This window comes from Microbacterium sp. Z11_20 (assembly GCF_057197605.1).
This window is the reverse complement of the sequence record NZ_JBXVOQ010000004.1, coordinates 379818-404155: the sequence shown is the minus strand read 5'-3', so window position 1 is coordinate 404155 and position 24338 is coordinate 379818. Positions and strand designations below refer to the sequence as shown.

At 69.3% G+C, this 24338-nt stretch carries 24 protein-coding genes; 8 read left to right on the top strand and 16 right to left on the bottom strand.

The annotated features are described in order from the left end of the window. The first annotated feature begins 11 nt into the window (after window positions 1-11). Both AC2DFQ_RS12375 and purB read left to right on the top strand, forming a co-directional pair. Window positions 12-518 carry a low molecular weight protein-tyrosine-phosphatase gene (locus AC2DFQ_RS12375; protein WP_484534094.1) on the top strand — a complete coding sequence of 169 codons (507 nt, stop codon included), beginning with the start codon at window positions 12-14 and terminating at the stop codon, window positions 516-518. 37 nt (window positions 519-555) lie between these two features. Further along, window positions 556-1935: an adenylosuccinate lyase gene (gene purB / locus AC2DFQ_RS12370; RefSeq protein ID WP_484534093.1), complete on the top strand. Its 1380-nt coding sequence runs from the start codon at window positions 556-558 to the stop codon at window positions 1933-1935. 16 nt (window positions 1936-1951) lie between these two features. Here the strand turns inward: purB and AC2DFQ_RS12365 are convergent, their stop codons facing one another. From AC2DFQ_RS12365 to AC2DFQ_RS12315, 11 genes are all read right to left on the bottom strand, one after another. After that, complete coding sequence (locus AC2DFQ_RS12365; protein ID WP_484534092.1) at window positions 1952-3064, bottom strand: GntR family transcriptional regulator; 1113 nt, start codon at window positions 3062-3064, stop codon at window positions 1952-1954. 30 nt (window positions 3065-3094) lie between these two features. Continuing rightward, entirely contained in the window at window positions 3095-4156 is a 1062-nt protein-coding gene (locus AC2DFQ_RS12360; protein WP_484507647.1) for a glycoside hydrolase family 76 protein, read from the bottom strand. Window positions 4157-4317: 161 nt separating this feature from the next. Next, window positions 4318-5568 (bottom strand): ABC transporter substrate-binding protein, encoded by a 1251-nt coding sequence (locus AC2DFQ_RS12355; RefSeq protein WP_484510624.1) that lies wholly within the window; start codon window positions 5566-5568, stop codon window positions 4318-4320. A gap of 67 nt (window positions 5569-5635) precedes the next feature. Then, a complete protein-coding gene (locus AC2DFQ_RS12350) occupies window positions 5636-6556 on the bottom strand; it encodes a carbohydrate ABC transporter permease (protein ID WP_484510625.1) in 921 nt (306 codons plus the stop codon). A gap of 2 nt (window positions 6557-6558) precedes the next feature. Continuing rightward, window positions 6559-7542: a carbohydrate ABC transporter permease gene (locus tag AC2DFQ_RS12345; RefSeq protein ID WP_484510626.1), complete on the bottom strand. Its 984-nt coding sequence runs from the start codon at window positions 7540-7542 to the stop codon at window positions 6559-6561. Continuing rightward, on the bottom strand, window positions 7539-8858 hold the full coding sequence (locus tag AC2DFQ_RS12340) for a glycoside hydrolase family 125 protein (RefSeq protein ID WP_484534091.1): 1320 nt from the start codon (window positions 8856-8858) through the stop codon (window positions 7539-7541). Before AC2DFQ_RS12340 ends, AC2DFQ_RS12345 begins: the two co-directional genes overlap by 4 nt. Then, on the bottom strand, window positions 8855-11416 hold the full coding sequence (locus tag AC2DFQ_RS12335; protein ID WP_484534090.1) for a glycoside hydrolase family 76 protein: 2562 nt from the start codon (window positions 11414-11416) through the stop codon (window positions 8855-8857). Before AC2DFQ_RS12335 ends, AC2DFQ_RS12340 begins: the two co-directional genes overlap by 4 nt. Before the next feature lie 247 nt (window positions 11417-11663). Next, a complete protein-coding gene (locus AC2DFQ_RS12330; RefSeq protein WP_484534089.1) occupies window positions 11664-12017 on the bottom strand; it encodes an amino acid transporter in 354 nt (117 codons plus the stop codon). Continuing rightward, a complete protein-coding gene (locus AC2DFQ_RS12325; RefSeq protein ID WP_484534088.1) occupies window positions 12014-12640 on the bottom strand; it encodes an acyl-CoA synthetase in 627 nt (208 codons plus the stop codon). Before AC2DFQ_RS12325 ends, AC2DFQ_RS12330 begins: the two co-directional genes overlap by 4 nt. Before the next feature lie 65 nt (window positions 12641-12705). Then, window positions 12706-13029 (bottom strand): hypothetical protein, encoded by a 324-nt coding sequence (locus AC2DFQ_RS12320; protein WP_484534087.1) that lies wholly within the window; start codon window positions 13027-13029, stop codon window positions 12706-12708. Between the two features lie 8 nt (window positions 13030-13037). Further along, entirely contained in the window at window positions 13038-13706 is a 669-nt protein-coding gene (locus tag AC2DFQ_RS12315; RefSeq protein ID WP_484510632.1) for a DJ-1/PfpI family protein, read from the bottom strand. Between the two features lie 117 nt (window positions 13707-13823). Here AC2DFQ_RS12315 and AC2DFQ_RS12310 point away from each other — a divergent pair, with 117 nt between their 5' ends. Continuing rightward, complete coding sequence (locus AC2DFQ_RS12310; RefSeq protein ID WP_484534086.1) at window positions 13824-14777, top strand: GlxA family transcriptional regulator; 954 nt, start codon at window positions 13824-13826, stop codon at window positions 14775-14777. A gap of 277 nt (window positions 14778-15054) precedes the next feature. Beyond that, on the top strand, window positions 15055-15447 hold the full coding sequence (locus AC2DFQ_RS12305) for an ester cyclase (RefSeq protein WP_484534085.1): 393 nt from the start codon (window positions 15055-15057) through the stop codon (window positions 15445-15447). Window positions 15448-15471: 24 nt separating this feature from the next. On the opposite strand, the gene AC2DFQ_RS12300 is transcribed toward AC2DFQ_RS12305, so the two are convergent. Then, a complete protein-coding gene (locus tag AC2DFQ_RS12300; RefSeq protein ID WP_484534084.1) occupies window positions 15472-16380 on the bottom strand; it encodes a LysR family transcriptional regulator in 909 nt (302 codons plus the stop codon). 115 nt (window positions 16381-16495) lie between these two features. Between AC2DFQ_RS12300 and AC2DFQ_RS12295 the strand changes: the two genes are divergently transcribed. Together AC2DFQ_RS12295 and AC2DFQ_RS12290 are read left to right on the top strand one after the other, a co-directional pair. Then, a complete protein-coding gene (locus AC2DFQ_RS12295) occupies window positions 16496-17257 on the top strand; it encodes an SDR family oxidoreductase (RefSeq protein WP_484510636.1) in 762 nt (253 codons plus the stop codon). Between the two features lie 21 nt (window positions 17258-17278). Then, on the top strand, window positions 17279-18208 hold the full coding sequence (locus AC2DFQ_RS12290; RefSeq protein ID WP_484534083.1) for an SDR family oxidoreductase: 930 nt from the start codon (window positions 17279-17281) through the stop codon (window positions 18206-18208). Between the two features lie 14 nt (window positions 18209-18222). Here the strand turns inward: AC2DFQ_RS12290 and AC2DFQ_RS12285 are convergent, their stop codons facing one another. From AC2DFQ_RS12285 to AC2DFQ_RS12270, 4 genes are all read right to left on the bottom strand, one after another. Continuing rightward, the gene (locus AC2DFQ_RS12285; RefSeq protein ID WP_484534082.1) at window positions 18223-18783 is read right to left on the bottom strand and encodes a dihydrofolate reductase family protein; all 561 of its coding nucleotides are present in this window, start codon (window positions 18781-18783) and stop codon (window positions 18223-18225) included. 127 nt (window positions 18784-18910) lie between these two features. Then, the gene (locus AC2DFQ_RS12280; protein ID WP_484510639.1) at window positions 18911-20458 is read right to left on the bottom strand and encodes a tripartite tricarboxylate transporter permease; all 1548 of its coding nucleotides are present in this window, start codon (window positions 20456-20458) and stop codon (window positions 18911-18913) included. Next, entirely contained in the window at window positions 20458-21111 is a 654-nt protein-coding gene (locus AC2DFQ_RS12275) for a tripartite tricarboxylate transporter TctB family protein (RefSeq protein ID WP_484534081.1), read from the bottom strand. The genes AC2DFQ_RS12280 and AC2DFQ_RS12275 overlap by 1 nt, the downstream gene beginning before the upstream one ends. Beyond that, window positions 21108-22091 (bottom strand): Bug family tripartite tricarboxylate transporter substrate binding protein, encoded by a 984-nt coding sequence (locus AC2DFQ_RS12270; RefSeq protein WP_484510641.1) that lies wholly within the window; start codon window positions 22089-22091, stop codon window positions 21108-21110. Before AC2DFQ_RS12270 ends, AC2DFQ_RS12275 begins: the two co-directional genes overlap by 4 nt. A gap of 125 nt (window positions 22092-22216) precedes the next feature. On the opposite strand from AC2DFQ_RS12270, the gene AC2DFQ_RS12265 reads away from it, so the two are divergent. Together AC2DFQ_RS12265 and AC2DFQ_RS12260 are read left to right on the top strand one after the other, a co-directional pair. Then, the gene (locus AC2DFQ_RS12265) at window positions 22217-23470 is read left to right on the top strand and encodes a sensor histidine kinase (protein ID WP_484510642.1); all 1254 of its coding nucleotides are present in this window, start codon (window positions 22217-22219) and stop codon (window positions 23468-23470) included. Further along, window positions 23467-24192 carry a response regulator gene (locus AC2DFQ_RS12260; RefSeq protein WP_484510643.1) on the top strand — a complete coding sequence of 242 codons (726 nt, stop codon included), beginning with the start codon at window positions 23467-23469 and terminating at the stop codon, window positions 24190-24192. The genes AC2DFQ_RS12265 and AC2DFQ_RS12260 overlap by 4 nt, the downstream gene beginning before the upstream one ends. The last annotated feature ends 146 nt before the right edge of the window (window positions 24193-24338 follow it).

The window sequence follows — 24338 nt, the reverse complement described above, 5'->3', positions numbered from 1 at the left end:
AGAATAAGGGGATGACCGCCAGCGCGACAGAGCCGTTCCGCGTGGTGTTCGTCTGCAGCGGCAACATCTGCCGCTCGCCCATGGCCGACGTCGTCTTCCGGTGGTTCGTGGATGCTGCAGGCCTGGGCGCGCACGTGGCCTCGTCGTCGGCGGGCACCGGGGACTGGCATGTCGGGGAGCGCGCGGACACCCGCACCCTCGAGGCGCTCGCCCGCCGCGGCTACGACGGATCACGCCACCGCGCACGGCAGTTCACCTCGAGCGACTTCGACTCCAACGACCTGGTGGTCGCGCTCGACCACAGTCACGAACGCGTGCTGCGCGGCTGGGCGCGCAGCGAAGGCGACGCCGACAAGATCGCGTTGCTGATGTCGTTCGACTCGTCGGCCAAGTCGCTGGACGTCCCCGACCCCTATTACGGCTCCCCGGCGATGTTCGATGACGTGCTCGGTATGATCGAGGGCGCGAGCCGCGCGCTGTTCCGCCAGCTCGAGCCCGCCATCCGCTCCGCCGTCTGACGCCCTTGGCGCCCGACAGCGACCCGACGGGAGACCCGTGACCTTGCTTCCCCCGCAGCCGCTCAGCCCCCTGGACGGCCGCTACCGCGTCGCCGTCTCCGCGCTGGCCGATTACCTCTCCGAGGCCGGCCTCAACCGTGCGCGCGTCGAGGTGGAGGTGGAGTGGCTCATCGCCCTCACCGACCGGTCGCTGTTCGGCACGTCGCCGCTGTCCGAAGACGACAAGCGGCGCCTGCGGGCGCTGTACCGCGACTTCGGCCAGGCGGAGATCGACTGGCTCGCCGAGCGCGAAGCCATCACCCGGCATGACGTGAAGGCCGTCGAATACCTCGTGCGCGATCGCCTCGCCTCCCTCGGGCTCGACGCCGTGGCCGAACTCACCCACTTCGCCCTCACCAGCGAGGACGTCAACTCCGCCGCCTACGCCCTGACCGTCCAGCGCGCGGTCACCCGGGTGTGGCTGCCGAAGCTGGACGGCGTGACCGACGCGCTGGCAGCGCTGGCCGTGGAGCACCGCGATGCCGCCATGCTCGCGCGCACCCACGGCCAACCGGCGACCCCCACCACGATGGGCAAGGAGATCGGCGTGTTCGCGTGGCGCCTCCGCCGCGTCGCCGCTCAGGTGGCCGCATCCGATTACCTGGCGAAGTTCTCCGGGGCCACGGGCACCTGGTCGGCGCATCTCGCGGCTGATCCGGGGGTGGACTGGCCCGCCGTGTCGCAGGAGTTCATCGTCTCGCTCGGGCTGGGCTTCAACCCGGTGACGACGCAGATCGAATCGCACGACTGGCAGGTCGAGCTCTACGACCGCGTGCGCCATGCCGGTGGCATCCTGCACAACCTCGCCACGGATGTGTGGACCTACATCTCGCTCGGGTACTTCCGCCAGATCCCGGTCGCCGGGGCCACGGGGTCCTCGACGATGCCCCACAAGATCAACCCGATCCGCTTCGAGAACGCCGAGGCGAACCTCGAGATCGCCGGCGGGCTGTTCGGCACGCTCGCCTCGACGCTCGTCACCTCGCGTCTCCAGCGGGATCTCACCGACTCGACGACGCAGCGCAACATCGGCGTCGCCTTCGGGCACTCGCTGCTCGCCCTCGACAACCTCGAGCGGGGCCTGCGGGAGATCTCCCTCGCCGAGGACGTGCTCCTGGCCGACCTCGACGCCAACTGGGAGGTGCTCGCCGAGGCCATCCAGACCGTCGTGCGCGCCGAGATCGCCGCCGGCCGGTCGTCGATCACCGACCCGTATGCGCTGCTGAAAGACCTCACTCGGGGGCGCCGCGTCGGCGCCACCGAGCTCGCCGAGTTCGTCCACGGCCTCGACATCGGCGACGCGGCGAAGGAACGACTCCTCGCCCTCAGCCCCGCGACCTACACCGGCCTGGCCTCGGCGGTCGTCGACCACCTGTAACGGTCGCGATTGGGGGTCAGGTCTCGTCGCCCGGCAACGAGGCGGTGGATTCACCGACCACCAGCTCGGTGGCAAGGGTGACCTTGCGCACCTCGCGGGGATCGCGGATGAGCCCGAGGGCCAGGTCGACCGCAGCCTCCCCCATGCCCTCCTGGTCTTGGCGGATATGGGTGAACCGATACCGGGCGGGGTCGTAGAAGGCATCGGGATGGTCGAAGCAGACGATCGACAGGTCCTCGGGAATGCGCCGCTGCATCCGCCCCGCCGCGACCCGCAGCATCGCTGCGATGTAGTACTCCGTCGCAACGACGGCGGTGACGTCCGGATGATCGCGGAGGTAGGTCTCGAGATGATCCACGTCTTCGGCCGGGGTGATCGTGCTGCCCGGGGTGGTGGAGTGGATCAGGTCGAACACGAGCGCATCGTCGTGGGGGATGTGGTGCATGGCGTGCGCCTTCACGTAGCCATCGCGGCGTTCACGGAGGGTCGACACGGTGCTGTCGGAGCTGACGAGCCCCACGTGCTCATGGCCGAGCGAGAAGAGATACTCGGTCGCCTGCTGACCGGCGGCGATGTTCTCGGAGCACACCGTCGATACCGGCACCCCGTCGAAGCCGCGGTCGAGGATCACCACCGGAAAGTCCTTCGTCACCAACTCGAGCACGGCGGGCGGAATGTACACCGACGAGCTCGGCTGCAGGATGAGCGCGCGGACCCCGCCGTCGACGAGCGCTCGGATGAGTCGGTCCTCTGCCGACGCATCGCCGAGGCTCCGCTTGACCAGCAGGTTGGCGCTGGCGTTCGCGCGATCCAGCAACCCGCCCAGGATGCGCGTGCCGAACGTGTCGTCGAAGTTGGTCACGATCAACCCGATGAGCGGATGCGTGAGGGAGTGCGAGGCCGGGGCGGCGGTGGCGACGTCGCTGATGACGATCGTCCCGACCCGAGGGCGTCGGGTGATGTATCCGTCGTTGCGGAGCAGATCGAGCGCCTTCTTCACGGTGATGACACTCACGCCGTGCTTCTCGGTCAGCTCCGCATCCGACGGCAGCCGCTGACCGATGGGATAGTCGCCTCGCTCGATCGCCGCGCGAAGGTCGTCGAAGACCTTCTGGTAGAGAGCAACCATCCGGGTCCCCGTCCTCCCCAATGAACATATTTAATCTAGCATCAGCGACTCGCGTCGTGCCCGCAGCTCCAGTGCCATGATCGCGCTGAGGTGAGTGGAGAAGTCCACCTTCCCGGGCGCGGATGCTGACCAGTCGTCGCCGGGGAGAAGCCACGGGTCCACGCGGGCGTTGCGCCACAACGCGTCGGTGCTGCTGCGGACGAACCCTTCGAGGGTGCCCGCGGCATCGCCCGCGCGATCGAGGTGCTCGAGAAGCGTGCCGACGTAGCGGTAGTAGACGCCCTTGAAGAGCCCCTCGTCCCCGCCGGCACCCTCCTGCCGGAAGATCCCGTCATCGGCCAGCTCTCGCAACGCCGTCACCGCCGTCGTCGCCGCGTCATCGAGGTATCGCCGCTCGCCCGTGGCCTCGAAGAGAGCGACGCCCGCGCCGACGAACAGTCCCTGGTTATAGGTGAAGCGCCAGTGCCGGTCGAGTTCGCCGGTCTCCTCCCGGTTGATGCCGTCCTCGACGAACCCGTCCGGGCGCACGAGCGTCTGAGCGAGCCAGCGGTAGGCGGTGAGACCGTAGTCGAGGTAGCGGCTGTCCTGGCGGCGGCGGAACAGCCGCGCCGAGAGGATGACGAAGGGGCCGTTGGCGGGGGTGTTCTTGTAGTAGAGCTGCTGCTTGCGCCACGCCACGCTCGACCCCATCGTGTCATTCCACCCGTGCTCCACGACGTGCGTCCAGATGCTCTCGGCCTCGGCCAGGTAGCCCTCGTTCCCTGAGGCGTCGGACAGCCGGAGAATCGCGAGGGCGTACCACAGCATGTCGTCGAAGTAGTCGTTGAACAGGGAGCCGCCGTTGCGCTCGAGCACGTTGCGGTAGACCGCCTCCGCCTTCTCGAGCCAGACGGCGTCGCCGGTGCGTTCGAAGGCGTCGATGCGGACATCGAGGAGGTGCGCCAGCCACCAGTAGTTGAAGGTGGAGTCATCGCCCGCGGGGTGGCTGTTGTGAAGCATCTGGGGTTCGCCAGCGCCGAAGAAGTGATCGAGGCTGTTCTGCGCGATCGTGGCGCGCTCGTCCCACGTCGTCGTCTGCGAGGCGGTCGTCATGAAGTCTCCTGGAGGGGCTCGGATGGAGCGCGGGGGGGGGGGGGGGGGGGGGCGGCCGCCCACCCCCCCCCCCCTCCCCTTCCTCAAGAACCACCCTCCCCCCCCCCCTCCTCCCCCCCCCCTCCCCCCCCCCCCCCCCCCCCCCCCCCCGCTCCCGACGGCTATCGGTTGTCGGCGAGGATCTGGTCGCCCAGTTCCTGGGCTTCGGCGAGCGCCTGCTCGGCGGTCACCTCGCCGGCGAGGAACTTCTCGAGGGCGGGGATCAGTGCCTTGCCTTCGACGTCGGATGCGCCGGGGACGCGTGAGCGCACCTCGGCGTACTCGAGCGTCTCGATGAAGGCTGCGTACCTCGGGCTCTCGGTGAAGTACGGGTCGTTCGCCGCTTCGATGTTCGCGGGGATCCATCCCGAGATCTCACCGAATGAGACGCCGTTCTCCGGCTGGGTCGTCCACCACTTGATGAACTCCCACGCGCCGTCGGCGTTCTTCGCCCCCTGCGGGATGACGAGGCCGAACCCTCCCATGCCCGCACCGCGGGCGCCGGTCGGGCCGGCGGGAGGCTGCACGATGCCGTACTCGGTATCCGTCTTGTCCAGACCCGACAGCGCCCATGGCCCGTCGAGCTTGAAGGCGACGTTCCCCTCGGCGAACGCGTCGACTCCCTCACCGAAACCGAGCTCGTAGACCCCGGCGTCCAGCATGCTCTGCCAGAAGTCGAGCACCTCGAGGCCTTCGGGGCCGTTGAACGCCGTGGTCTCTCCGTCCTCGCTGTACATCTGGCCGCCTGCCTGGGTGAGCCACATGTTGAACAGTCCGGGGTCGTTGAGCTGGAAGCCGGCTCGCGTGAGCGTTCCGCCGTCGCGGACGGTCGTCGCCTCGGCCGCCGCCCTCAACTCGTCCCAGTTGGTGGGCGGCTCGACACCGGCCTCCGCGAGCGCGGTGGTGTTGTAGAACAGCGATCGGTTGTCCACGAGAAGCGGGATGCCGTAGGTGACGTCATCGATCACGAGCTCGCTGAGCGCCTGATCGTAGAACTGCCCGAGGTCCACGCCATCCGCGTCGATGTATTCGTCGAGCGGGGCGAGTGCGTTCTTGGGAACGTAGACGGGTGTGTTGTACCGGTCCCACAGCACGACATCGGGCACGTCGCCCGACGCCAGCCCGGTGAGCAGCTGCTCCTCGACGAGCTCCTGTGGCACGTAGGTGACCTCGTACTCGTCTTGCGACTCGTTGAAGGCATCCGCCTGCGCCTCGAGCTGGGCGACCTGATCGCCCGACCAGGAACCCCAGAAGACGACCTTTTCGGCTCCGCTGGCGGTGCCGGATGTGGCGCCGCCCGAGCATGCGGCGAGGCCCGTCACGAGGACGGCGGCGGCGCCGACCGCGAAAACAGAGCGGAATGTGGTTCTCATTGCTGATCTCCGTTGGGTGTTGGGGTGGTGGGAGGAATCGGAGCACCGGGTGGCGACTCCGCGACGATCACTTCGTGCCGGAGCTGGCGAAGTTCTGCACGATGTACTTCTGCGCGAACACGAAGACGATGAGCACGGGGATGCTCGTGATGATGGTTCCGGCCATGAGCGGTCCGTACTGGGTGTCGTACTCGTTGACGTACGAGGCCAGCCCGACCTGCACGGTGAGCATCGCCGGATCCTTCAACACGATGAGGGGCCACAGGAAGCTGTTCCATCCGGCCTGGAAGGTCAGCACGCCGAGCACCGCGGCCCCCGCCGTCGACAGCGGGAAGTAGACGCTGCGGAAGATGCGGAACTCGCTCGCCCCGTCGATGCGCGCGGCGTCGCCCAGCTCATCGGGCAGCGCTTCGAAGACCTGCTTCATGAAGAACACCGCGAACGCGCCCGCCGCGAACGGGATCAGCACGGCACCGTAGCTGTTGATGAAGCCGCTCCCGCCCTGACCGAAGATGTCGTTTCCGCCGGCGAGGGGGAAGTAGCGCAGCACGAGGAAGGTCGGGATCATCGTGACGATCGCGGGGATCATCATCGAGGCCAGGAACGACCCGAAGACAGCGACCCGTCCCCGGAACTTGAGCTTCGCGAGGGCGTACCCGCCGAGACTGCCGAAGAAGACGTTCGTTATGGTGCCGCCGACCGCGAGGATGAACGAGTTGGTGAGGTACTGCGCGAACGGGCCGTCGACGAAGAGCGCGATGTAGTTCTCCAGCGTCGGGGTGCGCGGGATGATCTCGAGGTGACTCGAGAGGATCTCGGTTTCCGGCTTGAGCGAGGTGGAGAGCGTCCAGATCAGCGGCAGCACCGTCGAGATGCTCACGGCGATGACCGCGATGTACCAGATGCCGGTGCCGACGAAACGCCGCCGCCGGGCGGTGCGTCGAGCCGGGGTGATCGCGAGAGCGTCGGGGGAGGTCGTGGTCATCATCGTCAGTCCGCCTTGCTTCGGGTGATGCGCGCGTTCGCCAGCGAGAACACGAGGATGATCAAGAAGAGGATGAACGACAGCGCCGAGGCGTAGCCCATCTCCAGGCGCCCGAATCCGCGGTCGTAGATGTAGTAGACGAGGGTCAGGGTGGAGTTTCCCGGCCCGCCCTTCGTGAGCACGTAGGCCTGGTCGAAGACCTGGAATGCGGCGATGAGAAGCAGCGTCGTGATGAGGAACGTCGTGCGCGAGATGGCCGGAAGCGTCACGTGCCAGAAGACCCGCCAGCTGCTCGCGCCATCCAGTCGCGCCGCCTCGATGAGCTCTCTGGGCACCCCTTGGAGGGCCGCGAGGAAGATGATCATGTTGGCGCCGAAACCGGCCCACACGCTCATGAGAACGATGGCGATCATCGCCCACTGCGAGTCGTAGAGCCACGCCGGGCCCGGGATCCCGAACCACCCCAGCACGACGTTGAAAAGGCCGTACTGCGGGTTCAGCAGCCAGAACCAGATCGACGCGGTAGCGACGGTGGACGAGATGACCGGGATGTAGAAGAGCGTGCGGAAGATCCGGACAGCCTTGCGGCTGCGGTTGAGCAGCAGCGCCGTGCCGAGCGCGACCACGAGCCCGAGCGGCACGAACAGCGCCGTGTAGTAGGCGGTGTTGCGCAGCGCGACCCAGAAGATCGGGTCTTCGAACACCCGCACGTAGTTGCTGACCCCGACCCATTCGAAGTCGCCGATGACGGCGTAGTCGGTGAAGCTCGTCACGAGCGCGATCACGATGGGCACCAGCAGGAACAGCACGAAGAGCACGACGGGGACGGCCAGGAACAGCCACGCGTTCCGCGTCTGCTGGCGCCGGGTCGCACTCACGCCTGACGCGCCGCGCTCGGGCAGGCGCCGGCGCCATCCCGGCCGCTTCGGTGGGGACGCCGTCTCCTCCTCGGCGAGCACCCGCTGGGTCACGTCGACGAGGGCACTCATCGCGACTCCACCTCCGCCGCGGGCCGCACGTGGGTGCGCAGGCCTGCCAGCTCGAGCGCGAGCTCGCAGAACATCGCGTTCGCCCACGAGAACCATGGCCGCGTATAGACGGCGGGATCGTCCTTGTCGAATGACTCGTGCATGACGCCGGTGCCGGCGTGGGTCGACAGCAGCGTGTCGAAGACGCGCCGCCGCTCCGCGTCGTCGAGCGCGGTGAGGCCTTGCACGGCGAGGGCGATGGGCCAGATGGCGCCCTGCCGCGTGTGCGGGCTGCCGATCCCCTCGGCGGCAGTGCCGCGGAAGAAGGTGGGGTTGGCGTCACTGAGGACGAACGCTCGGGTCGCCAGGTAGGTCGGGTCATCGGCCGCGCACCATCCGAACAGCGGCATCGACAGCAGGCTGGGCGTGTTGGCGTCGTCCGTCAGGAGGGCGTTGCCGCGTCCGTCGACCTCGTACGCGTAGATCTCCGATCCGGATGCGAGCGCCACCACGGCGTGCCGGGCGACGGCATCGACGATCTCGGCCCGGAGCTCGTGGGCGGATGCGACCAGCTCGGAGTCGTCGAAGGCGTCCTGGGCCAACTCGGCGATATCGCGGAGGACGGCGGCCGCCATCATGTTGCCGGGGACGTTGTAGTGGTGCACGCAGGCGTCGTCGCTCGGCCGGAAGCCCGACCACGTCAGCCCGGTGACGGCGGTGGGCCGGCCGAGGCCGTTCCGCTCCAGACTGTCGCTCGTGGGACCGGTGGTGCGCTGGAACCGGTAGGGCGAGCGTGTCTCATGCTCCTGCTCGGTCTTCCACACCGCGACCACGGCACGCGCCGCCTCGGAGAAGTCGCCCAGATGGTCCGTGCGTCCGGTGATGCGCCAGATGTCGTGAGCCAGCTGAAGGGGGTAGGCCAGCGAATCGATCTCGTACTTGCGCTCCCAGATCGCCGGCGACATGTCGGTGAGGTCGTCCTGATGCCCGCTGCCGTCGGCCGTGCGGTTGAAGGCGTTGGCATACGGGTCCTGCAGGAGGAAGGCGAGCTGGCGCCGCGAGACGGCCACCGCGGTGTCGGCGAGCGCCTCATCGTCGCCGAGGAAGTGCAGGTACGGCGTCAGCTGCACGGTGGAGTCCCGTAGCCACATCGCCGGGATGTCACCGGTGATGACGAACGCCGTGCCGTCGGGAAGCACGTCGATCGTGCGGTCGAGGGTGTCGAGGAAGCAGCGGCGGAAGACGTCGCCCGCATCCGCGCCGAGGCGATCGACGACAGTGGCGATGACCCGCTCTGCGATGTCCGGTGAGTAGAGGTTCACGGGGCTCCCTGTCATGGTGCGACGGTGACGGCGACCGGCGCGCTGCTCGTGGCGCCCGCCGAGTTGGCGAATTCGACCGTATAGATGTGCGTGCCCGGGCTGCTGCCGATCACGGAATGACGCGCCGTCTGAGCGGACGGGGTGGCATCCGTCAGCCGGCCCTCGGCGATCACGGTGCTGCCCTCGAGGAAGCGGTACGAGGTGGCGTTGGTGCCCCACCACAGATTCGCGGTGAGTGTGTAGTCGCCGTCGCCATCGGTGTTGTCCGAGGTCAGCACCGGAACGGCGGGCTGAGCGTCGCGGACGGTGACTGTCAGAGGTGCGGTCGGCGTGGTGCCCTGGGAGTTCACGAGCTCGGCGGTGTAGACGTACACGCCGTTCGGGCGGTCGCTGATCGCCTCGGCCACCTGCTGCGGATTGGGTGACGACGGCGTCAGGGTGCGCTCGACGAGAAGCTCGCCGTTCTCGTAGAGCCGGTAGGTGCCGGCGTTCGACCCCCACCACAGGTTCATCGTGACGATGTAGCTGCCGTCGTGGAGCCCGGTGTCCCAGCCGTTGTCGGAGCTGAGCACCCCCTTCCCGGGAGGCGCGGTCGCGCCATCCGGTGCCTCATCGCACCCGCCGTCGGGGAAGGACACGGGCTCCCGCGTCTGGAACTCCGCCGGTGCGTCGTGCACGTACCGCAGCGTCAGGTGGTCGAGGTTCAGCCAGTTGCGGCTGCCCTCCGACGGGTCGAACACGAGGGAGATCGTGTTCTCGCCCGATGCCAGCGCCACGTTCGGCACGGTGACGCTCTGCCAGGCGTCCCACGACGCGGTGCCGGGGAAGGCCTGATCGGCAACGACCTCGGCGCCGTTCACCGCCACGCTCCGCGACGCGTCACCGGCGCCGGCGGCGTACCGCAGCGTCACGTCGTAGCGACCCGCCTTCTCCACGGCGACCGCGAGGTCCACGCCCTGGCCGTCGCCGTTCCATCCGGCGAGATACCCGTCGCCGGTGTGGCCGTTCGGGTTCGATTCCACGTCGACGCCCGTGCGGACGCCGGCCTCCGCCTCCAGCTGCCGCGACACGACGAGGCGGTCGAGGTTGAGGAATTGGCTCGAGCCCGAGCCGGCGGCGTACTCGATGCGGATGGTGTTGTGCCCGGTGAGGAGGTCGACGTTGTCGAGGTCGGTCTCCGCCCACGTCGACCACGAGCCCGTGCCGGGGAAGCGGTGGTTGCCGCCCACCTCGGCACCGTTCACGAGGATGCGGCGCGTCGCGTCGCCGGCTGCCGCGGCGTACCGCAGCCGCAGCTCGTGGGCGCCGGCAGCCGCGGTGTTCACGTGAAACGTCACCGCCTGGCCCTCGGTGTTCCATCCGGCGAGGTATCCGCGGCCGAGGAAGCCATCACTGGAGCTTTCCGCGCCGAGTGAGGTGGTGACCGCGTTCTCGGCGTCGTAGATGCCGGTGCCCGGCTGCGGCCCGGAATACCCATTCGAGGGGACGACCTGCAGCGCGCTGACCGCGGCCGCCGCCGTGAGGCTCTGGAGGCGGCCGTCCTCCGTGGGCGCCGACCAGTTCCACCCGACCAAGTTGTCGCCGGCCCGGCGGTGGTCCCATGCCTGCGTGACGTTGGCCTGCAGCAGCGGGAGGTACTGCGGCTGATCATGGACGGTGGCGAGGTAGGTGAGATGACGGATGAGGATCGTCTTGAACCCGGCGCCGTCGTTGATGCCTTCGTCGATGACCGTGCCGCCGTTGGTCAGGTGGGTGGTCGCCCAGTCCGCGGCGGCGATCGCCTTATCGAGGTACGTCGCGTCCCCCGTCGCCTCGTACAGGGCCGTCGCGGCACCGATGTAGTTGCCGAAGTTGTAGGTGAAGTCCCAGGTCACCAGCGTCCCGTCGCCCGGTCCCTCGAGGTGGTCGTAGACGTGTCCGTCGATCTGCAGGTGGGTGTCGACCCAGTCGAACAGCTGCACGGCCTTGTCGAGGTATCCGGCGTCGCCGGTGGCCTGATAGAGCCGCGTCGCGGTGATCGATGCCGGTGCGTTCGTGGCGACGTTCTTCTGGTCGCGCGGATCCTTCCGCCACCAGATCCCGCCGCCGTAGGTGGCGTCCCACTCCGCCCAGATGCCGTCGAAGAGCTGCGTCGACCGCTCGAGGTAGCGGCAGTCCCCGGTGAGGGCGTACGCACGGATGGCACCCTGAGCCCACCATCCGATGTCGTCGTTGAAGTTGTTCTCGAAGTCGGGGTGGTACGCGACGAATCCGTCGTAGACGTCGTCGATCATCTGTCGATGCTCGGCGTCACCGGTGCGCTGATAGGCGTCCATCACCGTTTCCCACAGCTGCGCCTCCCACCAGAAGTCGGTGTAGAGCCCGTCCTCGGGTCCGAACGCGTGCGCGGGGTCGATCACATGGTCGCTGTTGGTGAAGAAGTAGTTCTTCGCCGGATCCCAGAACGCGTCCACGAACGCGTCGAACGCCTGATCGGCGTCATCCGCCGTCGAGGCTGCCGCCGGCGCCGCGATGCCGATGCTGAGAGCAAGAGTCGCTGTCGCCAGCATTCCGAGGGCCGCACGCTGCGTCATCCGTATCTCCGTCGATGTGAATGGGTCCGTGGCGTCGATGCGCGCCGGACGCCCTCACATTAACGAACATATTTATATACGTCCAGTGGGAATTTCTATACTCATTGGGTGACCCGGCACCGATGCGGCCCCCACCAGAGCGCCTGGTAGGTGCGGCGCGGGGAGATGATCGCCCCGTTCGGGGTGAGCGCGGGTCCGATGATGTGCTCATCGCCCGTGCCGGAGATCCGGCGGAGGTCGCGAGGACTCAGGAGGCGGGGGGTGTGCCGCCCTCGCGCCGGTGGGGGTCGTCCGTCGGCGGTTCAGCCGCAGCATCCGGGTCATCCTGGGGAAGGAGCAGCGGACGGTCGAGGGTCTTGCCCACCTGCGCGGGGTCGACCGCCAGGAGAAGCAGCGCGACGATCACGAGCACCGCGATGAACGCGATGCCGGCGGCGATCGCGGCGAGCACCAGGGCGCGTTGCGCCTTGTCCTCCGCGCCGGCCTGGAAGAACCCCATCGAGACGAGCGTGACGACGCCGGCGAAGAGGGCGCAGACGAAGGCGAGCCCGAGCAGCTGCACGGGGCGCATCAGGTCGCGGCGGGTGGGCTTGTCGGTCATATGCCGACCTCCTCGGACGAGGGAGCCGCAACCGGCTCGCGGCGAGGCGAGAACCCGGCGATGCCGAGGTAGACCGCGACGATCGCGGCGTACCCGCCGAAGATGCCCACCGCGATGACCGTGCCGGTGAGGGTGAAGGACTGACCCGCCTCCGCGATGTAGTAATCGAGGGCGTAGCCGGTGGGGACGAGCGCGACGGCGACCGCCAGGGCGGCCGTGAGGATGCCGACGGTCAGCGTGTCGCGCGCGCCCTGGCCGTCTCTGCGCGAGCGAGCGCCGGTCACGATCTCGGCCGCGCCGGTCGCCACCGCCCACGCGATCACGATGACGAAGAGCATTTCGGTGGTGCGCCACGGCCCGATGCCGGCCACCATGCCGGCGGCCACGTTGAGCGTCGCCATCAGGATCGCCGGTCCGCGTCGGCCCACGGGGAACACCATCCACGCCGACAGGGCGAACACCAGCCCCGTGGCGATCGCGAAGCCGCTGAAGACCGACAGGCCCACGGCGGCGGAGTGGTCGGGGGAGAAGGTGACCATGATCGCCGCCAGCGCGGCGAACAGCGCGCGGGCGATCTGCAGGTGCCGCACCTCGAAGGCGCGGGCGGATGGTGAAACGGTCACGACACGTCCCGGGAAGGCGGAGGAAGGATGCTTCCAGTCTAAGTCGTGCCCGCCTGAGCGCCTGTTCAGGTCGATTCGGACGATCGCCGCCCCGTCACGGCGGTGCGGGGAAGACGCCCGGCCTGTGACGAGCCGGACAGGACGTCTCCCTCGACGGTGACGTCGTAGGCGAGGTTGAGGCGCAGCGGCTTCGTGATGCGCTGCGTCCAGGTCACGCGCTCCCCGTCGGGCGCGGCGACGGCGGCGACGTTCTCGAGGGCGACCTCCTCGCCGGCGCCGGTGGCCGTGCCGAGGATGCCGTCCGCGGTCTCGGTGAATCGGTAGTCGGCCTCGATCGTGCCGATCGGTGTCTTCATGCGCAGCCGCCAGCTGCCGGCGATGGACGTCATGATGCTCCTCAGGCTGCCGCGGCCGGCACGGCGCCGGTCGCCTTCCAGGTCGTTCCCCGCCGCTCGTACTCGAACAGCACCTCCACCGCGCGGGCGATCTGCGGGCCGAACTCGCGCTCGAGCAGGTAGAGACCGAGGTCGAGGCCCGACGTGACGCCGCCGGCGCTGACGAGATCACCATCGTCCACGACGCGGGCCCGAACCGCGGAGACGCCCGCAGCATCCAGCAGGTCGATGCCGAGGACGTGCGTCGTCGCCGTCCGCCCCTCGAGGAGCCCCGCCATGGCCATCGCGAGAGACCCGCCGCAGACGGTCGCCACCGTGAGCTGCGGCGACGCGAGGCACTGCGCCAGGAGGGGCGCCGCCTCGCTCGCCGCGAAGCGTGCCAGCAGCACGGGGACGGTGTCGACGCCCTGGTCGGGGTCGCCGTCGACGACGCCCGAGGCCCCCGGCACCACGACGAACCCCCGGGCGGCAGGATCCAGCGTGCCGGTGGCCGCCAGGGTGATGCCGGGCGTTCCCGACGTCACGATGCGCGGACCCTCCGCGGTGACCAGCTCCAAGTCGAACCCGCCGCCGAGGGCGTCCACGCCCGCCGTGACGACTTCGAAAGGGGCGATGACGTCGAGGGGATCGAAGCCGTCGTACAGGACGAACTGGAAACGCGGGAGGACCATGCCCCCATCCTCCGGCGGGTGCGGACGGCGCCCCAGTGTCCTTCCGGCCATAAACCTCCGGATATCGGCCACCCCTTCCCCGGGCCGACATCGGGCGTAGCGCCTATGCTGGCGCGCATGCATACCGTCGCCGTGCTGGCCCTGGACGATGCGATCGCCTTCGATCTGGCCACTCCCGTGGAGATCTTCGGCCGGGTACGCCTCCCCGACGGCCGACCCGGCTACCGGATCGTCGTGGCGGGGCCCTCCCCGACGGTGGCCGCGGGGCCCATGCGCATCGCCGTCGACGAGGGGATGGCGGCCCTCGAGCGCGCCGACATCATCCTGGTGCCCGGCCGCAACGACCCCCACCGCGCGACCGCGACGCCGGTGCTGGCCGCCCTGCAAGCCGCCGTCGAGCGAGGTTCGCGCGTGGCATCCATCTGCGTGGGCGCGTTCAGTCTCGGCGAAGCGGGTCTCCTGGACGGCCGCGACGTGACGACCCACTGGCTCGCCGCCGCGGAGCTTGCTCGCCGGTACCCGCGCGCGCGGGTGGACGCTGACGTGCTCTACACCGACAACGGTTCCGTCCTCACCTCCGCCGGCGCCTCTGCCGGCCTCGACCTGTGCCTGCACATCGTGGAGGCCGACTACGGCGTCGCGGTCGCCGCGGATGCGGCGCGCCTCGCGGTTGCGCCGCTGCAGCGCACCGGCGGCCAGGCCCAGTACATCCTCCGCAACCGCCCGACGTCGCAGACCGCAACGCTCGAACGCGTGCTGGCGTGGATCGAGGAGCAGGCCCACCGGCCGTTGACCCTGGCCGACATCGCGCAGGCCGCCGGATGCAGCATCCGGACCCTCACCCGTCGCTTCGACGCCGAGGTGGGGCAGAGTCCGATCCAGTGGCTCGCCGGGGTGCGGATCCGCCACGGGCAGGAGCTGCTGGAGACCACCGACCACACCGTGGAGCGCATCGCGGCCCAGGTCGGATTCGCCTCGCCGAGCAGCTTCCGGGCGCTGTTCGGTCAGGCCGTCGGCGTCACACCGGGCGCCTACCGGAAGACCTTCCGTCCCGACCGCCGGTCCCGCTGACCACGCCGTCGTTGCACGTGAAACCGCCGGCGGGCGGCATCGATCCGCGGCGGGCCGCAGGGTGCCCGCTCACGTCCGCCGCCCCGGAGATCGGCACGGGTCTTGCCGTGCCGTCCCCCTCCCTGGGTCTGTGTCGCCCGATGCTGTTCAAAACTCAGGAGAAACGGGCCGATCCCGCCTCCGGGGGGCTCGCCCTGCGGCGTGTCTCCTGAATTTTGAACGGTGCGGAGAGGCGCCTCCCCGCGCCGCTGGGTCCGGGGGCGCCGAGAATAGTCGGATGGAGCCGTGGGAGATGCGCGAGTGGTACGCGGAGTATCTGGACGCCTGCAACCGCCACGACCTCGACGCGATCCGGTCGTTCCTGGATCCCTCCGTGAGGCGCGCACATCTGCCGGGAGGCGCCGACGCGTGGATCGAGGACCTGGCCGATCTGTTCGCCGCATTCCCGGACTGGCGGTGGCGCCGCATCCAGGTGGTCGTGGAGGAGGACCGGCTGGCCGCCCACATGCGGGGAAGCGGCACCCACCTCGGTACCTTCCGTGGCATTGCACCGACGCGGCGGCACCCCAACGTCGCCGAGTTCGCGATCTATCGCCTCCACAACGGGCGGATCGCGGAGTTCGCCGGGAGCGCCGACCATCTCGAGTTGCTGACGCAGTTGCGCGCGTAGCGCCGGCGGACGCCACCCGGTCGCTCAGTCACCGGTGACCAGTCGCGTCGCCTGGTGCAGTAGGGCGTCGACGACCGCCGCGACTGCCCGGGGTCGCTCGATCGGAGTCGCGATGACTTCCTGCCTGTCGAGCCAACGGGGGTCGTCGATGTGAACGGTGCGTACGCCCTCCGGGACGGAGGCCTTCGCGAAACCGGGGATCGTGGTGATCCCCAGGCCCGCCGCGACGAAGCCGAGTCGCGCCGCCCATTCCTGGATGGAGAAGGAGACGGTCGGGCTGCTGAGGGTGGGCCACGCGCCGAGCTGCGGATCGCCGGCAGCGCCTTTCCCCGCGATCCACTGCTCGTCCGCGAGCTCTGCCACCGGTGTGCGCTCGCCCGGAGGAAAGCGGTGGTGCTCGGGGACGGCGACGAGGAGTTGCGGTCCGGCGACCGGCTCGGTCCTGAGGCCGGAAAGGTCGTAGTCGGGCAGCCCGGAACCGGTGGCCAGAACCGCGACATGAAGAGTGCCCGCGCGCAGGCGACGCAGCTGGGCCGGGGTGGAGGCGATGGACAGGTCGAGTTCGATGGCCGGGTGATCGCGCTGCAGTGCGCGGATGGTGCGCGGGAGGAGGGCCGAGGCGGCGATCGGGAACGCGCCGACTCGCACTCTGCCCGAGAGCGTCTCCGTCGCTCCCGCCACTTCCAGGGCGGCCGCTTCCCACTGGTCGAGGATGATGTTCGCCCGCGCCAGGAGGACGCGCCCCGCGGCCGTGGCCTCGACGCCTCGAGGCAGTCGCCGGAACAACGGCGCGCCGACAGCGGACTCCAGCGCACGGATCTGCTTCGACACGGCGGGTTGCGTGAACCCCAGCCGCTGTGCCGCGGTCGAGAACGACCCCGTCTCAGCAACCACGACGAACGTCCGGAGTACTCGCGGAGAGACATCGAGCATCACCGCATCATCCTCCATTCCACCCCGGAATGGGTGCCATTCCGATCTGTCGCTGGTGGGACGCGGGGGTGCGATGAAGGCTGACTCGTAAACGGTCGCAGCGAAGGGAACCGTCATGTCGGCAATACAGCAGGGCAAGGTCGCCATCGTCACCGGGGGAACCGCCAACCTGGGCAGGTTGTTCGCCGAGGCTCTCGCGTCCGACGGGGCCCACGTGATGGTCCACTACAACAGCGCCCGGCGAGCCGAGGAAGCAGAACAGACCGTGGCCGCGCTCAGGGAGCGGGGGATCGACGCGGAGTCCTTCCAAGGCGACCTCACGCGCAACGAGAACATCACGGCCCTCGTCGATGCCACGATCGAGCGGTTCGGTCGCTGGGACATCCTGGTGAACACCTCGGGGATCATCGTCAGGAAGCCGCTGGCCGAGACGACGGAAGACGAGTTCGACCAGTCCTTCGCGATCAACGCGAAGATCCCGTTCTTCCTCATGTCCGAGGCCTTCTCGAAGATGGCGGACAACGGTCGCATCATCAACCTCGTCACCACTCAGGTGGCGGTGACCGCCCCGACCTATTCCGCCTACGCCGGCAGCAAGAGCCCCGTCGAGCACTTCACGAAGGCGTTCGCCAAGGAGATCGGGCCGCGGGGCGTCACGGTCAACAGCATCGCCCCCGGGCCGCAGAAGACCAGCTTCCTGTACGGCGCCGAGAACGACGAGACCCTGGCCTGGCTGGCGGGGCAGACGATCACCGGCGAACTGGGCACTCCGGAGGACGTCGTCCCGGTCATGCGCTTCCTCGCCGACCCCGCGTCGAGGTGGGTCACCGCGCAGACCGTCTTCGTCAACGGCGGCATGATCTCCCCGATCAACTGACCCACCGGAAGCGAACGAACAATGCCGGAGAACTCCTCCCAGGTCATCGTCGTCACCGGAGCATCCAGTGGCTTCGGCGCCATGACGGCCCGCACTCTGGCGGATGCCGGCCACACGGTGTGGGCAGGAATGCGCGATATCGGCGGTCACAACGCCGACGCGGCCCGGGAGGCGCAGTCAGACGGCTCCCGCAGCGCGAGCGGTGGAAGCATCCAGCCCGTCGAGATGGATGTCAGCGACCAGGACAGCGTCGATGCCGCCGTGGCCGCGATCATCACCGGCAGCGGCCGCATCGATGTGGTGGTCCACAACGCCGGGCACATGGTGCTGGGCCCGACGGAGGCGTTCACCCCGGAGGACGTGGAGGCGATCTTCGATGTGAACGTGCTCTCGACGCAGCGGGTCAACAGGGCAGTGCTGCCCCACCTGCGGGCCCAGCGGGACGGCCTGCTGGTGTGGGTGGGATCCTCGAGCGCACGAGGGGGAACGCCCCCGTACCTCGCGCCGTACTTCGCCGCGAAGGCCGCGGAGGATTCTCTCGCGGTCTCCTACGCGGCCGAGCTGTCGCGATTCGGGATCGACACGTTCATCATCGTCCCCGGCTCGTATACGACGGGAACGAACCACTTCGCGCATGCGGGACACCCGTCGGATGCGGGGACGGTCGCCGAATACGACCGGGAGTACGGCGGGTTGATGGACGAGGTCAGCGACCGGCTCCGGGACTTGTCACCCGCCGACGCCGACCCCGCGGAGATCGCGCGGGAGATCGCGCGCGTCGTCGACCTCCCCAAGGGCCGACGACCCTTCCGCGTCACCATCGACCCCGCCGACGACGGCGCCGCCGTCGTCTACGCGGTCGGCGACCGCATCCGCCGGGAGTTCTACCACCGCATCGGGTTCCCCGAACTTCTCCAACCCTCGACCGGAAGCGAGAACGACGCCACCTGAGCCAGAGCGAGCCGTTACTCGCGTGGCCGGTACCGCAGGGCGACCGCACCTGACCGGAACTCATGGCGATCCACGAGTTCGAGCTGGATACGCTCGCGCAGACCGGCGAGCAACGTCGGCCCATGTCCGGCAACCACCGGCTGCACGAGGAACTCGTACTCGTCGATCAGTCCCAGATCTGCCAGCGCCAGGGGGAGCGTCACTCCGCCCACCCACAGGCCCTCGCCCGGCTCCTCTTTGAGCTGCCGAACCGCGTGCCCCACGTCGCCTCGCACCAGCTCGGCATTCCAATCGGGGGCGCTCAGCGTGCTCGACACGACGTGCTTCTTCGCCCGGTCGATGGTCTCGGCGAACGGGACCTCCCAGGCATCCATCCAGTCGGGCCAAGCGCCCGTGGCGGGCTTCCGCCACGCCGACTCCATCATCTCGTAGGTCACGCGGCCGAACAGCAGGGCATCGGCCCGTGCCATCTCGGCGGTCCAGTAGCGCATCGACTCCTCGTCAGGCGCGAGCCCCGCCTCGTGATGGCAGCACCCGTCGAGCGTGACGTTGATCGAGTATCGAAGAGGTCTCATCTCGCACCTACCGTACGGCGCCAGCCGTAGTTCCCGGTTGGACTGGCGCAGAATCCCGCGATTCCCCTGCACCTGGCGGTGATTTTGAGCCTCCTTCGATCCGAGGGCGCGCGCCCGGGCACGGGCATCAGCGGGCCGAGACGGTCGGTCGCTCCTCCTGCGCCGCCTTGCGTCGGCTGACCGAGTGGCGTGCGTGCTGGAACACGGTCACCGCCACGGTGATCGCCAACGCCACGTAGAGCACCACCGTGATCGGAGACGACACGAGCACCGTCGGGTCGCCCTCTGACACCGCGAGCGCCCGGCGGAGCTGCGTCTCGGCGAGAGGCCCGAGAATCGCGGCGATCAGGACCGGTGCCAGGGGAAGCGAGAACCGCCGCATGACGAGGCCGACGACACCGATGCCCAGCGCCATCCAGAGATCGATCACGCGCGAGGCGATCGCGTAGATGCCGAGCATCGCGACGACCGAGATGCCGGCGTACAGGTAGTGGCGCGGAATGAGAAGGAGCTTCGCCCAGAGCGCCGCGAAGGGCAGATTGATGATGAGCAGAATGATGAGCCCGAGGAACAGGCTGGCCAGCAGCGGCCAGACCAGGTCGCCGCTGCGCTCGAACAGAAGCGGGCCGGGCTGCATGCCGTACTGCTGGAAGGCGGCGATCATCATCGCCGCCGTCGCGGAGGTCGGAATGCCCAGCCCGAGCAGGGCACCCATCGCCGACCCCGCCGTCGCATTGCCCGCGGCCTCGGGCCCGGCGACGCCCTGGATCGCGCCACGGGTCCCGAAGTCCGTGTCGTTGCGGCGCTTCGCCAGGCGCTTCTCCGTGCCGTAGGCGAGAAAGGTCGGCACCTCGGCACCGCCGACGGGTATCGCCCCGAACGGGATGCCGAAGGCGGTTCCGCGCAGGAAGGCGGGGAGGGCCATGCGCCATTCCCTCGCGCTGAGCAGCGGAGAGCCCTGCGGCCTGACGACGGCACCGGGCCCGCCCGAGCGCCGGATGTACGACCCGACGTGCAGCACCTCGCCGACAGCGAGGAGTCCGACGGTGATGACGATGATCGAGATGCCGTCGAACAGGACGGGGCTGTCGGCGGTAAAGCGCTCGGCCCCCGACATGCCGTCGATGCCGACGAGGGCGAGCGCGAACCCCAGCCCGAGCGACACGAGGCCGCGGACGATGGAATCGGCCACGACGGCCGAGATGGCGACGAAGGCGAAGACGGCGAGGGCGAAGTACTCGGCGGGTCCGAAGATCGTCGCCAGCTGCACGATCGCGGGTGCGAAGAACACGACGAGGATGCAGGCGATGGTGCCGCCGATGAAGGCGCCGATGGCCGCGGTGCCCAGGGCTTTCGCCGCGCGACCGTCCTTCGCCATTCGATGGCCTTCGAACGTCGTGGCGATGGCCGAGGAGTTCCCCGGCGTGTTCAGGAGGATGCCGGAGGTCGAGTCGCCGAATAGGCCGCCGAAGTAGATGCTCGCGAACATGATGAACGCGCCCGTGGGGTCGAGGCTGAAGGTCACGGGCAGCAGCAGTGCCACCGCCATGGCCGAGCCGAGGCCGGGGAGCACGCCCACGGCGGTGCCGAGCACGGCGCCGATGACGAGGAAGAGGAGGTTCTGCGGCGTGAAGGCGACCGCGAAGCCCGCCATGAGCTGTCCGAGCTGATCCATCAGAGAATCCCCCCCAAGAAGCCTGCGGGCAGAGACAGTCCGAGACCCGCGCCGAAGGCGAGCTGCGTGATCGACGAGAGGATCACCGCGATCCCGATATCCATGAGAGGGCGCTTGCTGCCGAATGCCCACGCGATCGCCCAGAAGAGCGCCGCCGCCGAGATCAGCCATCCGACGAACGAGAGCACCAGGATGAACACGACGAAGACGGCGATGGTGAGGAGCACCGTCTTGCGGTCGGATCCGGACGCGGCGTCGCCCGCAGCATCCGTCGGAGCGCCGGCGTAGTCCTCGGGCGAGACCACCCGGATCTCGCTCGTCTCGTCGATACCGCCGAGGTCGCGCAGCAGCTCGTCGGACATCTCGACCGGGTCGTCAGCGACGTGCTGCCGCTGCGGCGAGCGCAGCACCTCGATCGCGAGGGCGACGCCGGCGCCGTAGAGGAAGATCACCACGAGCGTCGGGAAGAACTGCGGGCCGGGGAAGGCCGTGCCCTGAGGCACCTCCATCGTCACGGTACCGACGAGCATCCAGGTCGCCAGTGCGAATACGCCCGCCACCACGATGAGTTCGCTGCGTCCGGTGTACCACCGAGGCATGCGCTGCACGCGCAGCGCCCCGGTCGTCAGTGGCGGTGGTTCGTTGATCGTCATAGTCCCAGCTCCTCCACGATCTGCTCGGTGCGGCGTGTCTCGTCGGTGATGAACGCGCCGAAGTCATCGCCGGTCATGAAGCTGTCGACCCAGCCGTTGCGGTCGAGCACTTCGCGCCAAGCGGCGGTCTCGCGCAGCTCCGTCGCCATCGCGATCAGCTCGTCGCGGGTCTCCTCGTCGATATCGGGCGGAGCGACGAATCCGCGCCAGTTCGACATCGACACGTCGACGCCGCTCTCGCGGAAGGTGGGGAGGTCGATACCCTCGACCGGTTCGGGGGCGGACGTGCCGAGGGCGCGCATGCTCCCCGACTCGATCTGGTCGCGGAACTCGTTGTAGCCGGACAGGCCGGCCGCGGCGGTGTGCGAGAGCACAGAGGTCACGACCTCCCCGCCGCCCGGGTAGGCGAGGTAGTTCACCGCGGAGGGATCGGTGCCCACGGCCCGTGCCAGCAGTCCCGCGAGGAGGTGGTCGATACCGCCGAGCGATCCGCCGGCGATCGCCGTGCCCCCGGGATCGGCGGCCAAGGCGGCGGTGAAGTCGTCGAGCGTCTGGAAGGGCGAATCGGCCGGCACCACGAGCACGTTGAAGTCGTCGGCGAGCCGTGCGACGGGAACGACGTCTTCGAGCGTGACCTGCGAGTTGTTGATGATGATCCCGCCGACCATGACCCCGCCGGTGACCATCATGAGGTCGTGGCGGTCGCTCATCTCGGCGACCTGCCCGAGCCCGATCGTGCCCGAAGCGCCCGGGACGTTGACGACCTGGACTCCCCCCGCGATGCCTTCGGCGCGCATGACCTGCTGGCTCTCTCGAGCGAAGGCGTCCCAACCGCCGCCGGGGGCGGCCGGCGCCACCAGGGTGATCTTCGTGCGTGGGCTGGCGGCGCCGCCGCCGGTGGCGCCGGCGTGCACGGCCGCCCCCAGGAAGAGGGCACCGGCGAGGACCCCCACGATCGTTCCGACGATGCGTCGACGCATCTTCACCTCCTGTGCCTGCCACGTCGTCGCTGCAGACCTCCCGAGTAGACTCGCACCGCGGGAGGACCGCATCACCTCCGGGCGGAGTTTCGCTCATTGATGCTCACGCCGCAGAGGAGTCACCGATGACCTCGAACACGCCGGTGCCGACGACGAAGACCCGGATGCTGCTGGTCCTCGTGATGCAGTGCATCGTCGTTCTCGCGTGCGTCGCGGTCACCACACTGGTGGCGCTTTCGGTGCAGGAGCGCAGCATCCGCGTGGCGACAGCCGAGCGCGTCCTCGACGTCTCGCAGAGCCTCGCGGCGCTCGAGCAGGTTCGCAGCGGCGTGCAGCTGAACCGGGCGGCGGCGATGGCCGAGCTGCAGCCGCTGGCCGACATCCTCGAGGACGCGTCGGGCGTCGACTACGTCGTCATCACCGACGCCGACGGGGTGCGGCTGACGCACCCGACCTCGAGCGAACGCGGTCGCCCGGTGTCGACGGACGCCTCCGACGTGCTCGCCGGTGAGACGTTCCTCGGCACCGAGACCGGCACCCTGGGCGCGACCCTCCGCGCCAAGGTTCCGGTCCGCGACGGCGACGCCGTCGTCGGCTCCGCCTCGGTCGGGATCCTCGAGAGCGAGATCGCCGGCGACGTCAGCGCCGCCGTCGGGGGCCTGCTTCCGTGGGTGCTGGGATCGGTGGTGATCGGATGCCTCGTCAGCGCCCTGCTGACGGGAGCGCTGCGCCGCAGCATCCGCCGTCTCGAAGAGCGTGCGCGCGAGGCCGACACCCAGCGCCAGATCGCGGAGGCGCTGCGCGATCAGACCCACGAGTTCCGCACGCGCCTCCACGTCATCCGCGGCCTCGTGTCGGAGGGAGAGACCGAGGCGACCCTCGAGTACGTAGACCGTCTCGTTCCCCTCACGACGGCGAGCGATGCAGCGGCTTCCGTCACCGATCCCGCCGTGCGCGCGCTCCTGGACTCCTGTGCCGCCGGATTCGCCGTACGCGGCGGGCGCCTGGAGATCGATCCCCTGACGACGCTCGGTCCCGGCGTTCTCGACGACGCCGATCTCCTCGTCGTCGGCAATCTCTGCCGCAACGCGATCGAGGCCGCCCGGAGGGTCGTGCGGGTGCTCGTGGTCGCAGACGGCAGCGAGGTGCACGTCGACGTGAGCGATGACGGTCCGGGCATCGCGCCCGATCTGGTCGACCGCATCTTCGAGCGCGGCGTCTCGACGAAGGGCGGCGCCGATGCCCGCGGCGTCGGCCTCGACATCGTGCGCCGGGAGGTCGTCCGCCGCCGCGGCACCATCACCGTCGGTCGCTCGCCGCAGGGCGGGGCGCGGTTCACGGTGGAGATGCCGGCCGCCGCGCGAGGGCTCGTGCGATGACGGCCGGCGGCATCCGCACCCTGCTCGTCGACGACGACCCGGCGGTCCTCCGGCTGCACAGTGCGTACCTGCGAGAGGTTCCCGGCTTCGAGCTGATCGCTGCCGTGCGCACCGGGGCCCAGGGAGCTCAGCTCGCGGCGGACGCGAGCGTGGACCTCGTCCTGCTCGACATGAACCTCCCGGACTTCAGCGGCATCGAGGTGCTGCACCGGCTCCGCCTCGTGCGGGAGTGGGGCGTGGACGTCATGGTGATCAGCTCGGCTCGTGACGGCTTCACCGTTCGCCAGGCTCTCGCCGCCCACGTCGTCGGGTACCTCGTGAAACCGTTCACGAAGGACGCGTTCGTCTCACGCCTGACCGACTACCGTCGCGAGCGCACCCAGCGCCCCGCCGAGGCGCCCATCGGGCTCGCCCAGGGCGAGATCGACCGGCTCGTCTCTCCGCTCCGCGCCGATTCCGCGACCGGCCCGCCGGCGCTCGCGAACCTGCCGAAGGGCGTCGCCGAACCGACCCTGCGCGCCGTCCTCGAGGCACTGCACCCCACGATCCCGGCGACCGCGAACGATGTCGCCGCGGCATCGGGAGCGTCGCGGGCCACGGTGCGCCGCTATCTCGGCTTCCTCACCGACAGGGGCCACGTCACCGTCTCGCATCGCTTCGGAGCGCGGGGCCGCCCCGAGGTGCTCTACCGCCGCGTGACCACGACGGCGAGGCTCGACTAGCTCCCGAGGGCAGCGCTTTCGAACTCAGGACCATGCGAAACGGCGGATTCCTCCTCGCCGGAGGCCTCATCGCGCCCGGGAAGCGGGCCAGCGCGGGGCATCCGCATGGCGGAACCGCCATATGCCCGCCACATCACCTCAGGATC